Here is a 15,581-nt window from a genome sequence, read left to right on the forward strand (position 1 = left end):
TTACGAGTTTTCTTGCGATACTTTTCAAAACCGTTGGTGTTCAGTGTTTGTTGTTTCATGATCAAACCGTTTTATTTACAGACGAGATATTATGGCAGATCTCGGAGGTTAATCAGAGGTTCCTAAATCTGCTTTATGTCTGAGTACAAATTTCTTCCTATTTTCTCCTTTCGCATTTGATTTACCACGATTGATCGACAAAAAAATACCACCCATAAGGTGGTATTTGAGTGGTTTGACCTTAGGTAAGATCAGCCTGGGCTAGGAATATTAGCAACCATTCGTAGAGAGGTAGTTAATTCTTCCATTTGTAGCCAAGGTTTAAGGTAAGCAACAGCACTGTACGAGCCAGGTTGTCCTGGAATCTCTTTTACCTCAACACGTGCTTCAGCTAACGGATATTTAGCTTTCATTTCTGCACTGGCGTCTGGGTTTGAGTTGGTGTATTGCTTAATCCACTGATTTAACCAACGCTCACAATCGTTCGCTTCCATAAATGAACCAACTTTGTCACGCGCCATAACTTTTAAGTAATGAGCAATACGTGACGTCGCCATCAAGTAAGGTAAGCGAGCAGAGATTTCTGAGTTAGCAGTGGCGTCAGGATTGTCGTAGGATTTTGGTTTTTGAGCGGTTTGTGCACCAAAGAATACGGAGTAATCAGTGTTTTTGTAGTGGCACAATGGCAAAAAGCCTTGTCGACTTAATTCTGCTTCACGACGATCTGTGATACCAATTTCGGTAGGGCATTTTTGGTCAACGTCACCGTCATCACTTTTGAATAAATGGCTTGGCAGGCCTTCAACTTTACCGCCGCCTTCCGCGCCGCGAATAGCTGTACACCAAGAATATTCCGAGAAAGCTTTAGTTAGGGTAGTGCCCATAACATAAGCGGCATTCATCCAACAGTATTTGTTGTGGTCGGTGTCGCGCGAGTAGCCAGAATCATCAATTTCAAACTCTTCGTAATTGAAGGTCTCAACGGGCTTGGTTTTGGAACCGTATGGAACGCGAGATAAGGTTCTTGGCATAACCAAGGTGACGAAGCGAGAATCTTCCGAGTCACGGAAGCTGCGCCACTTGATGTATTCTTGGGTCTCAAAAATACCACCTAGGTCGCGAGGCTTAGATAATTCTGTGAAGTCATCAAAGCCAAACATTTGCGCGCCAGCTGCTGAAATAAATGGACAGAAGCCCGCAGCTGCAACGTTCGACATCTTTGATAGAAGGTCGATATCTTCTGGATGGTTACTAAATTCATAGTCACCAATAATTGCACCGTAGGGTTCACCACCGGCAATACCAAATTCTTCTTCGTAGATTTTTTTGAAGGTTTGGCTTTGATCGAATTCAACCGCCTTGTCTAGGTCACGATACAACTCACGCTTGCTTAGGTTTAGCATGCGAATCTTAAGAGTCGAACCGGTTTCGCTGTTCATAACCAAGTGGTTTAGACCGCGCCAAGAACCTTCAAGTTTTTGAAACTTGTCTTGATGCATGATTGCAGCAAGTTGACGAGACATGGCCGCATCGATTGCAGCAACCGCTTTGTTAATGGTGTTCGTAAGGTTTTTGTCCCAAGTTAAAGTACCATCCATTGCCTTTGAGGTTAGGTTGGCGATTAGATCTTTTACTTCATTCGGGTCGGTTTGTTTAGTGGCGCCGATCGCCTGATCAAGAAGGCTAAACGATCCTTCTTCGGCTTCTAAGGCACTATTTTCACTACTTTCTGTAGCCATGATTATTCTCCTTTATCTTCGCCAGGGTTTAACTGACCAGAAATTTGCGAAATTTGATCTGCGTTTTGCAGAATTTGCTCAAGAACAGTTTCAAGCTCTTCAGAGCGGTCTGCTTTGCTCAGCAAATCTTTTAGTTTATGGCGCGCTTCTAGTAATCGCTTAAGTGGTTCAACCTGGTCGACAATAGCTTCTGGAGTGAAGTCGTCCATTTTTTTGAATTCTAAATCGACACTCATCTTGGTGCCGTCACCGGACAGGGTATTTTCCACTTGTAACTCAAGCTTGGGATTCACTTTACCCATAACTTCGTTGAAGTTGTCGCGATCGATTTGAACGAATTTACGCTCTTTGAGTGGACGACGCGCTTCTGCATTGTCACCAGAATAATCACCCATTACACCCATCACAAACGGGAGTTCTTTTTTTACTTCCGCTCCGTTGGTTTCGACGTCGTAAGTAATGTGAACACGAGGTTTGCGAACTCGTTTGAGTTTGTTGTGGATACTTTCAGACATGATTTATTCCTTCCTTTAAAAAATCGGTAAGAGTTAGATTCAATAATTATACGTTACCAGTCCATTCCTGATGATGATTGTGTTTCAGGTTGCTTAGGCGTCTCAGGTGTCTTTGTTTCCACTTCAGAAGAATGGCTTGTATCAGCTGCAGTATTCGTCTGTGTAGGTACAGCAACAGGTTGTGGTGGCGGTACGTATTTATCTGTAGCGGTACCGTCGGTAACTACACCTGTAAGTTGTGAGTAGAGCGCTTTTGCATTCTGGTCTGGAATTAATTCTAGAATTAATTCCGGTAACGTCATTCTTCCCCATTTAATAATACGATCTAAACTGGCTGCAAGGGGAGTATGAGGTTCATACATTCGGAAATAATCTGAAATTAACGAAAGCTGTTTTAGCGCGTCTTCTCGATTGGTAATAGCGCCCGCCGGGACCTGTTGCACAAATTGAACATTTTGCAAGTTGCCGGTGGTCACTACTGCGCCAGCTTCCGATGAATTGGTTTGATCGTCGATTGTTTCTTGCAAAGCCTGCTGTGCATTTTGAGCAGCATTGTGCGCATCAACAATATCTTTACTGATAAAACGAACAGTCCGGATCAGCTCTTCAAGTAGATTGCTGATGTCAGAACTCGGTGGAGCTTCACCGCCGCAATGTTTGCGTAAAGTATTGTTATATTCTTTAAAGGACGACAACGCGGCTTCAAGCGCTGTTGTTAATTCAATAAAGTAGGTAGGTGTAGAACTTTTAATTTCGTTTTCTACATTTTCAAATGAAAATCCAATGGTTTCAAAACGCTCTTTACGCTCTTTGTCATCTTGGATTTTTGAAGCATCGCGAGCCTGTAAATATTGTGCGTAGGAATAAGATTCACCTGTATTGCCTTCGGTGATCGTTATAGATCGCATTGGTGCGAGTAAAGGCCCACTGCCAAGACCTTCAAGTGGCGCAATTTTGGTTTCTAATCCGTACTCGTCAGGCTCTGGATAAACGACATCCCAATATTCATTGATGATGGCTTCAATTAGCTGGAACGAGTTTTTAAGTCCGAAAGCACCATCGATTCGAACAGATGCTTCGCAATACCATGTGCAAGCTTGAAGATCTTTAGACAGCGTCTTTAAGATAACTTCTGATTTTTCTTGGACCTCATACCACGGAGAAATAAGGTCTATATCGTCATCAAATTGGTGGGTTCTTTCGAGGGCGCTAGCATTGTTTCTGGCGTCTTTAGCTGCGTAGTACTCAGCCTGTGCTGACGCGTCCACTCTAATATCGACGCCTTGAGCAAGATCACCAGGTATTGGTGCGATAAATTCTTCCAAATTAAATCGAGTTTGTGACATTAACTAAGCAATCCTTATGCATGTTTTAATCGTTGCCCAAGCGTTCCGGCAAAAAGCCAGTTTAAGGGATTTTTTTCAAATGAAGCAAATAAATACCGCATCAATATTGAAAAAATTCACACTTAATTCTTCAAGTCAACTAAATTATTATCTTTTCTAATACTCTACTATTTTTTATATCTTTTAATTTCACAATAATGGGTTAACTGTTACTGATCATCATGGTATAGGTGTCGGGACTTGGTAATCCTGCACTTTCAAAATATCGATGAGACTGACCGTTTTGACCCGGTTGGTGCCACAGAGAAAAAGCCGACATATCATTGAGCCGAGATTTTAATAGTAATTCGGAATAGAGATCGCTAAAGGTATAGGCTTCAATTTCTAAAAAAGCATATTGTCCGCGTTGGTTTTGATATTGGCTTTTTGGCGCCGGACGAATATTGGGTTTCACCGAGATGAGGTTGCGATAGGTTTCATCGATAGAATCTCGATTTGTCAGCGCATTTATGGCGGTATTTTCGGCGTGTTGAAACCAAGAAGGTTCTGATAATGCGCGAAATGGATTCTCTTGGCCTGGAATTTTATGAACTATGGTTAAAGGGAAATATCGGCCGACGCTATCTACACTCGATGCTAAAACACCGACATACGAATTTGAGTCTATAACACCGCTTGTTAGAACAAATCGCCAAATAGGCGCAACCAGATAATGCTCTAACCATTGGTTACCTAAGCGCGACTGGCTTGCCGAGATACTACGTTGTAACCATTCATCCCACAGTGTTATAAAATTTGACGCCAACCCACGGTCAATAAAATCACCGTGGGAAGGTAGTTTGCCAAATACTCCGACGTAATTATTGTGCTGCTGCATAACTTTGTCTCTTTGTCATTTAAATTAAAGAGATGCTGGAGCTTTAAAGCTTCGCAACAACGTTAAGTCGAAAGGATTTGTTCGATCTTCTGGAATCACTACAAATTCAGCGGTTCGACCCGATGCGTTAAATCGCAATAATTTTTCTGCAGAATTAGGTCGGTCGACAATTTCCGATTTGTCCAAAAGTTTGAATATAGACCAATCGCCTTCGTATTGTTCCTCATGGCTGCTTTGGTTTAGGTCTTCAAAAATAATTCGCGCCCGCGTGTCTTCACCGCCTGTCCATTCTGCCGAGCGGCGAACCTGCGGCCCATGTGAGTATTCATAGGTAAAGTCGCCGATTTCCAGTGTGAACAGCCTTACGCCTCTGTCGAGTTGATCTGCTCTGACTTTAAATTTAAAAGCGGCATTTTCGCCTTGCGAATAAAATGCTTTGCGAATGTTTTGCGCATTCTGAAAGGTTCTTATCGCTTCTTGACTTAATCCAATAGAGCGATTGTTAACGCTTTTTTGCCTCCAGTTGGAGGTGTTTGCAAATGGGGCAACAAATTCATTGATAAATGCCTCAAGCTGACCTGAAGGCCCAAAAAAGTCATTAAAGTCTTGCAGCGCTACATCTCGTGAAGCATTTTTTGATAGAGGATATCTGTCTTTTAATGCTCTTTCGTAGACACTGTATACACGCAAGCGCCAAGACTCGTTTAGCTGGTTCTGCGCATTGGCCACGACAATGCTCCAGCTGTTGTCGGCGATATTTTTCATCCAGCTTTTGTAGGGTTCTGGAGCTTTTTCTGCTTCGTAATACAGGTTTTGGATAGAATCGTTCGAGCCGCTTTGAAAGCGTTGTTTTGCGTAATCAAAAGCTGCTTGAGTCGTATTCGGTGATCCGTCCAAACCAACAAAGAATTGATGAACTTGCGCTATTGAGTCGAGATAGCTGCGAGTCAACGGCGGTGCGTCGTTTCCTGAGAAGGATGCCTTGTGTAAATCTGAGAAATAAATATCCATGGGCGTTGGTGGATTATTTTTCTCAATGGCTTTGTTCAGCTCATCGGCTGCTAATTCTCCAACAGCGCGAACCTGGTTGTTAACCGGTGCTCGGATTCCACTTACTGATGGAATTCTTCGACGTTGATCGGCGACCAAATCCGTATTTTCCGCAGCAATATCCGAAACGGTAAGTAATGGCGAATAAATAGGGTCTGATAATTTGCCTAATACAGTTACAGCGTCACGAATTGAATTGAATTTTTGCAAATTGAAGCGTTTTAAATAATTCTGCCAGTAAAGCAAATATTCATTGTTATAAAGACGTTGTAAATCTTCACTGACGCGCTCTAAATCAACGGATGGATCATCTTCAACAGCGCCATACACCCACAAGTCTTCTTTAAGTTGTTTGATGAGTTTGGAATTAGCGCTGACATCTATGTCTTTGTAACCTTGCGCAGTGAACAGTTTCGGTACAAAAAATACGGAATCTTGATCAGAAAGGCCAAAGCTTTTCGCGGAATCAGCGCCGATATCACGATAAATATCAAAAGTTTGCGCCATATCTGGACGTACTTTTAATGCTGCGTAAAGCCGCTCCGCCAATGGAATGTTACGCAGTTTATTTTGACTATTTTCTACGATTCGTTTGTTGTAAATATTTTCTTCAATAAGTGGATCTTGCTCGAACGCGATTTGCAAATTACGCTGCAACTGCTGGCGTTTGGACTCGTCCTCTGGATAGAGCTTTTGCCAATGATTGGTTAAGAACTCTTTGATATGGGCCTTATCCTGATGCTGTTCATCAAAGAACATCAAATATACTTCTAAGTATTTCGCAAGATTACCGTCTGAAGCCGGGAGGCTATCTAATGTGGTTTCGAACTCTCTGGCGAGAGCTGGCATAAACAAGTTATGGACTTTGTCTACGTATAAATTATTGGCAGCTCTATCAACATTGGTGTCATACATTCCAAGGTTATTCAGCCAATCATGCTCGCTGCTGTCGTAAACCAAAGAAGCTTGGTACAAGGGCTCGATAATATCTGCCGCTTGGGTAGATGTACTGGGATTTGGGTTGGCGCTAGAAGCCTGACGGTATTCGTTAACGTCTTCTCGTACATTTGCCATTGCAGAGCGACTGGATGTTGCGGTACCGACCCAAGTAACAACGCTGCCTACTAAGGCAATTAACATGGTGATATAGGTTCCTCTACGGAACCAAAGAGTCATTTTTTCGACCTTTCTGTTCACCCCAACCAGTTCAGACTCGGGAAAAATAACGTCGTTTAATAAGCGGGTAAGGAAAAAGCTTTTACCGGTGTTTGCTTGTGCGACAGATTGCTTGCGATCCAGATTAAATGACGCTGAGACCGAACTCATCATACGATCGATCGGCGAGCCTTCTTGAGTTGCACTGGTAAAGTAAACACCACGTAGCATGGGGGTTGTAGCGTAGTTGTGAGGTGAGAAAATCTGGTCTAAAAACTCATGGATTATTCCAGACATACTTTCCATCTGCTGTGGAAAGTTAAGAATTAGGTTTCTACGCTCGGGATTTCGCTCCTGATGAACCTTAATTAAAACGCGTTCGTTTAGGCGCTCAACGAGTTCTTGGTAACGTTTTTTGAACGTATCCAAATTTTGCGAGGCTGTTTGTGCTAATTCCGATTCGAAACTCACTCCCCAAACCTGCTCACGTTCGGCTTGAGATAGGGTATTAAAGAATTCGTTAAAGCCTGCGACCAAATCTGCTTTGGTGAAAGTCATGTAAATAGGAAATCGAATGCCCAGCTCTTGTTGCAACTCGTCGATACGCGTACGAATTGTTTTAGCCTGTTGCCGTTGCTGTTCTGGAGACGTTGACATTAACTCCAGCATGCTGACGACAAGCACAACACCATTAATTGGCCGGCGTTTACGGTAACGCTTGAGCATGCTCAAAAATTTGTTCCAAGCCGTGTTATCAATTACTCGGTGGCTGTCTTGGGTTGTGTAGCGTCCTGCTGTATCGATTAATACAGCTTCGTTTGTGAACCACCAGTCGCAATTTCGGGTACCACCTACGCCGCCAATGGAGTCTTTTCCGTATTCTTGCTCAAGCGGGAAGTGTAATCCTGAATTGATTAGTGCTGTTGTTTTGCCGGAACCCGGTGGGCCGATAATGATGTACCAAGGGAGCTGGTACAGCGAGCGAGTACCATGTTTACCTTTAAACTTGGATTTCTTTAGAGTCTCTAATGCTTTATTGAAACGTTGCGATATGGCTGCGACTTCTTCGCTGGCTCTATCATCGTCGGGCGAACCGGGTTTTTCTGACTTGGCTTCTTGCTCCATATCGGAAACCAAACCCTGATTTTTTTTCAAATTAACGATGGTAATCGTTAAATTGATCACTAACCAAATAATCCAAATAATGGCAATAATAATTAGGCGAGTGGAGCTACTGGCTTCGGTATTGTTTTCACCAAATTTTACGAAGCCGAGCCCAAACCAGACTAAAAATGATAAAGCGATAACTCCGATGGCACTGATAAACCATCGATTGAGAATAAGCGAACGCAGGCGATTCATTTCACGCGCTTCCTTGTTTTAATGCGGTCTTTAATAAAGAACAGAAACTATCGTGACTCGATAGTACTGCGGGTTTCATCGGTAACAACAGTCTCCGATAATTCTTTATTGATGATTTCTGTTGTAGGTTGAGTGTCGTTGTATATCCAAACTCTAAATCCAGTGTAAATAAGCACTAGTACTAATAATGCGCAGGTTAATATCACCCAAATTGGGATGTATTGCGTGAGACTTTTTCCCTTTGTGTTTAAGCCTTGCCAGTGACTGGATAGGTCGGAGTGAAACTCAGGTTTGTGTTTTTCGATGGTGTAATAAAGGTTGTCGCGAATCTGCTCAAGTTGTTCGTGGCCGCGATTGTTTAACGCAAATTTACCTTTAAATCCTAAGCTTAAACATATGTAGTTAAGCTCTAATAAATCTAGATTTGAACCCGGCGCTTGGAGAAGTTGCTGTAACATAACAAAGCATCGTTCACCGCCAAACGTTTCTTTATGGAAGATGCTGAGCAACGAGTGTGAGCTCCAAGGGCTATTTGCACCCCAAGGTGTGTTAAGTACAGTTTCGTCAATAACCGTGCACATTAAGTAGGTAGCTTGGAATATTTTATTGTCATCAATACCTTGCTGCTTTAAAGATTGATGAAATTGATTTAACTCTTGGCCAAGCTTTTGATGCAAACCTTTCACGTCTTGATGACTGATTTCGGTTCTAAGTTTAACGATGACATTTAATAACTTGGTTGCAGCAAAAATGATCGGGTTGAGCGCTGTCGAAAAAGAGACTTTAGCGCTCTCAAAAGAGGGCATTTCAGCACTGGTGCTGCGATTCGAGCTTGGCCCTCGTGAACCACCGGGCGTGGGTACAATAACCGTTTGATCTGACATTTAAGAATTCCTTACAGCCCAAAGTTCCATAATTAAGCCCGGGAAGTTAGCGCCGATATGAATCGCAAAACCCCCTGACTTCGCCATGGATTTCCATAGGTCCGTTCCGCGTTGTAATTCGAAGTAGACAAATCCGGTGTGGAAGGGAATTTGTCTTGGAGCCACAGGAAGCGGAGAGAGGGCAATTCCGGGAAGCTGAGTGGATACTAAGCTTCTAATAACTTCTACGGGGCCGATTTTTGCCTGCGATGGGAAGCGGACACGAAGTTCTTCCGTGGGCATATCTGCCTTCACCGCCACAACAAAGAACGCCGTTGAAATAAGGCTGCGATCGGTAAGAGGAGCAACGTGCATTCCGAACTTACGTTCAACCAACTCCAGTGAAATGGCATTCTGTTCGAGAACCATGCTAAGGCATTGGCGTAACGGGGTAATGACGTTTAGAAACGTGGTTTTTAAATCACCATGTTTGTATCTGGGTAACGGCGCCGGTCGTTTGCTTGATGCAGTGAAAGTCGACAGCTCACCGTTTAATTGCACTAAGTTTTGATACAACTCGAACGGATGAAGTCTGGGCAGGTTATGGAGGCAGTCAATTAACGGCTCCACTCTATTCACCACCTGCAGCAAAAGATAATCGGCGATCTCTGCCGATCCTGAGCGTCCACTGTCCGCTAAACGGTGTCCAAGTGCTTCGCCTCTTTTATTGAGAAGTCCTTTGACTTCCTCTAAATACGAGACCACTACGGATGACGCTGAACAGGCCAAAAGCGGAGGAATGAAGCCACGGTCGAGCTTGATTGGTGACTCAGGTGTTGATTCCTGGATATAAGCGAGAGGTAGCGTGCTATAACCACTCAAGTCTTCGCTGCTTAATTTCACTTGGGTTTTTAATCGGCCGACTTGAATCCGTGCCGCTTCTCCTGACTCTGTCGTGTTGTTTCGAGCGTCAAAATTGTACGAAGCGAAGCGTGCCAGACTCGATTCTTGGTCATTCCATTCCGACTCTAAAAATCCGTCTCGTTCTAGCGGAATGCACAGATACACAATGACATCTGAAATATTTTCAGGAATATCAATAGTCGGCGGAAGAGGATCATTGTCTGGAGCGTTGAATGGCGTGCCATCTGGAAATATGCCACTCATACTGCTGATCGCGAGCTTACCCTGCGCTAAAGCGTCGCTTTCTAAAGACAGTTCGGTAAAGCCCCAAGGAAAGTTTTCAATGGAGCCGGTTTTTTGATGTATGAATCTCTCTGTGTAACGGTTCTGTTGCTGAAAATGTTGAGGGCGCAAAAACATGCCCTCGGTCCAAATTACTTTATTAGAAGCTGCCATGGTAGGGATAATCCTTTGGCCCTTTGATAGATGTGCGAATCAACGATGAGTAATAGATAAGCGATTGATTTGTATATCGTAGGTGTTTTTGTTGTGCTCTTTGACTTCCACAATATCGATAGGATCTGCATCTTGATAGTTTACAAATTCGGCAATAATGCCCAGATACTTAACGTCTTCACTAAGCTCTAAGGTTTCTATACGTTCTTCTCCAGGAGCAAACTCTCTGAGTGTAATTTCTCGGATTAGATCACTGCCGAGACGAGTTTCGGCGTTTTCGAACAAACTTAGAAAGTCTTCGCGGTCGAACTGACGTCGATCAGAGAGCAAGAACACTCGTAACACCACGGGAGAGGGGCGTGCGTCTCTGTCCGGGTTTATGTTGGGCGCAGCCGAGAATTTTAGTTTCGCCTCTGTATCCAAATTCAACACTTCACGAGTGGTTTGACAGCCTGCCAAAACAGCAATGGTGATAACAACGAATAGTGTTCGCAAGAATTGCATTTTTAACCTCAGGAATTTCTGTTTTTGTTGTTGAAAGTTCTAGCGTTTTTTAGTTCTGAAAGCTGCTGTTCATATGCATCAGCAAAGTGGTTGTAGAACAAGTTGTTTTTGGTTCTTTCGGTATCTTGCATGAGGTCGCTGTAATGAGCTTCGAATGATTCCCAGTTTTGTGAACTTTTCTTAGCAAAAATACCACCCTTGTTTTTAAATATTCGTTCTAAATTTTCGGGTTGAAAGTACTTTAGCATGGCATCGCAAGCACTTCTTACACCTGCGAGCACGGCAACTTGATGGTCAGCCAGGTCACTAAAGCTATCTTCTACCGTTTCGCGAGGAGAAAGATAGGAACCGCTCTGCTTTTCAAACAATATGCTCAATGCCATATTTGGATCAGTGGTAAACTTAAGTGGGTTGTTATTTACCGTTTCTAGTATTGTTCTCTGGACTCTTAATTCGTTCTTAACCTTATCGCGCGCGTGCAAAAGATCCATTAAATTTTGGATCGTTTCTTTTATCATTTCCGCGTTATCTTCTACAAATTCTTCTTTGCGAGAAACGTTGTTCCAATTCAAAGATAATAGCTTCGCGAGTTCTTGCGCTGTGCCCGTGTTAACCGAGGTGGTATTAGAAGCGTTCGAATGTGTTGGTTGAGGATGGTGTTGATTAGCTTCATTACCACGGCCTGAGCTATTCGAAATTCGACCAGCTCCGGTATTCCACTCCTCTTCGGCACGTGGGGTTTGTACAGGCTGTTGCCACGAAGCGTTTTTAACCATTTCGTGAGGATTGATTGGTTGTCCCCAGCCGCTTGAGGGTTCTGAACTAGGTTGGGCTGGGTTATTTATAGGTTCCCAACCGCCGTTGGGGTTAGACCAATCCGACTGCTGTTGTGGCTGTTGCTGGTTAAAATCGTCCCAAGGATCTCTGGGCGGATTTGACGGTTGATTAACCTTGGGTTGAGTTTGAGGTATAGGCGGCGCAAGGTTTGATGGGGCATCCGAATGCGCCGATTGATCGGTGTTCGGTGTTGCCCATGAATCATTAGCTAGTGCTCCTCCGGTGAAAGCCGGTGGAGAATCGAAACGATCATTTGTCTGCTCGTCAAACCCTGAAAAGGAGTCCCCAAAATTCGGAGCCTTGTCATCTATGCCTGTTGGGAAGTCTTGTGATGGATGTTCACTTTGTGGATTTAGGAATGCATCAAAATCGTCTATGGAAAAATTTTTGTTGGCAGTACTTTGATGATCTTGTTGGACGGTAAATTTAGGTGCTGCATCGTTCAGAGTTGACGAATGATGATGAGCTCCATCCTCATCTTCTCTCCACCAATCACTGTTATTTTCCCACTGGTGCTGCGGCGGCAAATTGGGTGATTTTTGATTTCCAAATCCAAAATCTTGGTTGGAGGAAGAAAATCCGCCAGAATTGGAGTTTGTAAACGGATCTTTACCGAATTCAGGGGACATTGCGCCCGCGTTAGAGCCAAAGCCAAAATCGTCCTTGAAGCCTTGATTAGACCAGTCATCTCCCCCCATATCGAAACCGCTCGGTGGCGAACTGGGAGTGTTTAAAAAGCGGTCTAATTCTTCTGCACTTTTTTCTGTCTGAGAACGGTTTGCAGAGTCCGTAGTGGCAAAGGTTGTTTTGTCGGAGCTGTCTAAAAATGATTCGTTGGGCGACGCTGTGGGGCTGGGTTGGCTGCTCTCGATAACAGCTTTTAGCTTATATTCTCCCAAAATAATGACATCACCGTTTTGAATCGCTTGCGGATTCTGCTTGGCTAGTAGGTTTGAGGGTTCATTTATTGAGGTGCCATTGGTACTGGTATCAATGATACGGCACTGATTGCCTTCAATCTTGATCGTGAAATGACTTGAAGACAGGACTCTTTTGGGGTCTGGTAGAACCCAGTCGCTTTTATCTGACCGTCCAACACTGCCGGTGCTGTCAAAAATCTTGGTTTGTTGCAGCATGTTCGATTGTTCTGGTGCTTCAACAACTATCAACGTTAGCTTCATTTCTGATGAGCCTATTTAGTCGGGAAGCGACGAAGTCGTAACTTATCCCGGTTCTCCAGACGTGTTGCTGAAAAAGTAACACGTGATGTATTTGAAAAGTATGTGGCGCTATTCTAAAACTTTTGTGTTAACAGCAATTGCCGAGTGAAAGTTTTTTGAGCAAAACTCTCTTTTTTGTTACCGAAGCTTATTGAAACAAATAAATTCAATGAAAATCAAGAAAGTAACAACAGCTTTCTGGATATATTTGCAGGGCGCTGATGAGGGGTGTTTTCGTATATAGATACCAAGGACTTAAACCAAATTAACTTTTGTTTTCAGTTGTGAGGATCTAAATGTTCTACTTCAAGAATACAAGTTCTTAAAATGACATGATTCCGTTATAAGTTCGAGTAATTGTTGATTTAATATATTTGAAATTCTGCTTTACTTAGAGTTGCTTTATTGCGCGTTGAAATAAGCGGCAGTGGGTTGGTTCTAGTATTGGGAAATATTTTACTGCTTGAAGTTGGTTTCGATGTATCTTGTTCTAAATTGATAGGTATCTTTATTCAGTCGCAAATTTCGGTAGCCGGTTTGTATACCTAGAGTTTTTACTTAAGTTTACTAAAAATTAGGTTGTGTACCTGAAAGATACAAATTGTGATACTCACGCTATTTTTTGCCTTTGCGGTTGTTTTTCAATAGTATTTCGAACCAAGTCGGCAAACTGCTCGCGTACGAGTCTGATAATCGCCGCCCATTTGAGTGGTTTATACTGTAAGACGGTCATCTTTAATACAAAAGTATTTAATCTAAGCAGGTATCGTTCTTTATTGTTTTGCTTTTACCAAAATACGTATTTTATTTGGTTGTTTTATTGTGTTAGCTATTTGATCTATTTCAATTCGATATGAAGTCGAATTTTTTAATTGATATGGATTGTTAAATAAAAATATGCCGAGACCGCAACGGTTAAATCTCCCCGATATTCCTCAACATGTTGTTCAAGTTGGGCACAATAATCTCCCTTGTTTTTTCGACGACGAAGATTATGAGTTTTATCTACAAAGCTTAAAAATTTCTGCCGACCAATATCAGGTTATGGTGCACGCTTATGTGTTGCTGCCGAACATGATTCAGATTATTGCTACGCCCAAAAGCGCTAACGGCATATCTGCAATGATGCAGTCCTTAGGGCGTCGCTATGTTCAGTACGCGAATCACCGCTACAAACGATCTGGGACTTTGTGGGGCGGGCGGTACAAATCGAGCCTGATTGACTCGCAAGCATATTTACTGAGTTGTTATCAGTATGTGGAGCTTAAGCCCATGTTTGCTGGACTGGTTCATTCTCCTGAAGAATACATTTGGTCGAGCTTTGGTTTTCATATTAATGAAACTGAAAGCCATCTTATCGTTGATCATCGTTTGTATCAGGAATTGGGCGATAACAAGTCGGATAGGGCGGACAATTATCGAGCACTATTTAAGTATGAATTTGATAAAAAGCTTTTTGAATACATCGCCGAGACTATCAAGCTAGGGCAAGTTCTTGGTGGTGATCAATTTAAAGACAGAATCGAGCGTATTACTAACCAGCGAGTTCGTCCACTACGAAGAGGGCGCCCTAAAAAAGGTGACTAAGTTCAAATTTTTTTAGTTTTTAGACGTAAAAAAAGTGTCAGAGTCAAATAAAAATATTTATCAGTTCTTGAGTTTAAGCATTTAAAATATTTCTTTGTGGTGAGCAATTTTTGTCCGCTCATGGGTTGTAAAGCTCCCCTGCAAAAGACTTTCGTATGAAAAGTGTGGGATTTTTTATTAGAAAGAAATTTCTAATTAACTAGCCTTTTTATTTTCATGCTTGATAACGTTCTAATCTGCCGAAAATACGTTTATTGAGATGTTTAAAAATAGTGTCAGAGTGGATTTAAAAATACTCTTTCAAGGTTTTCTTTCTCATCTTTGAGTGATTTAATTTAGTTGTCGCAGCGAGAAAGTAATCGCTCATACGGCTCTTCTAGTCGATTTTCAAAGTAAGAGCTGAGAGATTTACAACAGTTATTGCACGGTAATTGGTGTGAGTTTTTAGGTTTTTATTCTGATTCTGAATTATTTTCAGATCAGTTAATTCATATAATTTAAAGGATTTTTTTATGGCTATTTACATGAACTTCAACTCTAACTCTCCTAAAGGTAACGTAACTGCAAAAGGTTATGAGGATTGGATCGAAGTTGATAGCTTTAGCTTTGGCGTTGGTCGTGGCATCAACATGGAGCCAGGCGCTATGTCTAACCGTGAAGCAACTCGTCCGAGCATCAGTGAAGTTGTTGTAACCAAATCTTTAGACGCTGCATCAGGCGGTCTTTTCAAGCAATCAGTAACTGGTGACGAAGGCGTTACTGTTGAGATTCATGTTGTGCAAACTGGTGCGAACTCTGTAGAAAAATACGCTGTTTACACTTTGCAAGACGTAATTATTTCTTCATACAACATCTCAGCTGCGGCTGGTGGTGCTCCAGCAGAAACTATTGAACTTGCGTTCTCTCGTGTTGAAGCTGACCTTACTCACGCAGATAAAACTCACAAAAATACTACCAACATGCGCGTTGGTTACGATCTTACTACTGCAACTCCTTTATAAGGAACTCTGCAGCTGGTATGCGTTGAAAAGGCGGCTTTATGCCGCCTTTTTTGTTGATTTTAAAGTCACATTTTTTTCTGGGTTAGTCTAGACAAGTATCTAAAGGTTAAACCTACGGTTTCGATAAGATTGCGATATCATAAATTTGGTTTGTGATTTTCTTAGA

The 15,581-nt window shown here is 42.5% G+C and carries 11 protein-coding genes; 2 read left to right on the forward strand and 9 right to left on the reverse strand.

The window, feature by feature from the left end; all coding sequences use genetic code 11:
• Positions 1 to 251 precede the first annotated feature (251 nt).
• The 9 genes from tssC to tagH form a co-directional block, all read right to left on the reverse strand.
• Entirely contained in the window at positions 252 to 1,739 is a 1,488-nt protein-coding gene (gene tssC, locus ACYQ2C_RS17235; RefSeq protein WP_460052064.1) for a type VI secretion system contractile sheath large subunit, read from the reverse strand.
• Positions 1,740 to 1,741: 2 nt separating this feature from the next.
• On the reverse strand, positions 1,742 to 2,254 hold the full coding sequence (gene tssB, locus ACYQ2C_RS17240) for a type VI secretion system contractile sheath small subunit (protein WP_460052062.1): 513 nt from the start codon (positions 2,252 to 2,254) through the stop codon (positions 1,742 to 1,744).
• A gap of 53 nt (positions 2,255 to 2,307) precedes the next feature.
• Entirely contained in the window at positions 2,308 to 3,600 is a 1,293-nt protein-coding gene (gene tssA, locus ACYQ2C_RS17245) for a type VI secretion system protein TssA (protein ID WP_460104387.1), read from the reverse strand.
• Between the two features lie 202 nt (positions 3,601 to 3,802).
• Positions 3,803 to 4,477 (reverse strand): type VI secretion system-associated protein TagF, encoded by a 675-nt coding sequence (gene tagF, locus ACYQ2C_RS17250; protein ID WP_460052059.1) that lies wholly within the window; start codon positions 4,475 to 4,477, stop codon positions 3,803 to 3,805.
• A 24-nt stretch (positions 4,478 to 4,501) separates the two neighbouring features.
• Positions 4,502 to 8,044 carry a type VI secretion system membrane subunit TssM gene (tssM, locus tag ACYQ2C_RS17255; RefSeq protein ID WP_460052057.1) on the reverse strand — a complete coding sequence of 1,181 codons (3,543 nt, stop codon included), beginning with the start codon at positions 8,042 to 8,044 and terminating at the stop codon, positions 4,502 to 4,504.
• A gap of 47 nt (positions 8,045 to 8,091) precedes the next feature.
• On the reverse strand, positions 8,092 to 8,928 hold the full coding sequence (gene icmH / locus ACYQ2C_RS17260) for a type IVB secretion system protein IcmH/DotU (RefSeq protein ID WP_460104389.1): 837 nt from the start codon (positions 8,926 to 8,928) through the stop codon (positions 8,092 to 8,094).
• Entirely contained in the window at positions 8,929 to 10,266 is a 1,338-nt protein-coding gene (gene tssK / locus ACYQ2C_RS17265; protein WP_460052054.1) for a type VI secretion system baseplate subunit TssK, read from the reverse strand. It lies immediately after the preceding gene.
• A gap of 39 nt (positions 10,267 to 10,305) precedes the next feature.
• The gene (tssJ, locus tag ACYQ2C_RS17270) at positions 10,306 to 10,770 is read right to left on the reverse strand and encodes a type VI secretion system lipoprotein TssJ (RefSeq protein WP_460052053.1); all 465 of its coding nucleotides are present in this window, start codon (positions 10,768 to 10,770) and stop codon (positions 10,306 to 10,308) included.
• A gap of 8 nt (positions 10,771 to 10,778) precedes the next feature.
• The gene (tagH, locus tag ACYQ2C_RS17275; RefSeq protein ID WP_460104390.1) at positions 10,779 to 12,788 is read right to left on the reverse strand and encodes a type VI secretion system-associated FHA domain protein TagH; all 2,010 of its coding nucleotides are present in this window, start codon (positions 12,786 to 12,788) and stop codon (positions 10,779 to 10,781) included.
• Between the two features lie 936 nt (positions 12,789 to 13,724).
• Here tagH and ACYQ2C_RS17280 point away from each other — a divergent pair.
• Positions 13,725 to 14,414: a transposase gene (locus tag ACYQ2C_RS17280; protein WP_460052050.1), complete on the forward strand. Its 690-nt coding sequence runs from the start codon at positions 13,725 to 13,727 to the stop codon at positions 14,412 to 14,414.
• A gap of 512 nt (positions 14,415 to 14,926) precedes the next feature.
• On the forward strand, positions 14,927 to 15,415 hold the full coding sequence (locus ACYQ2C_RS17285; RefSeq protein ID WP_460052048.1) for an Hcp family type VI secretion system effector: 489 nt from the start codon (positions 14,927 to 14,929) through the stop codon (positions 15,413 to 15,415).
• The last annotated feature ends 166 nt before the right edge of the window (positions 15,416 to 15,581 follow it).

This window comes from Sessilibacter sp. MAH3, assembly GCF_054658275.1.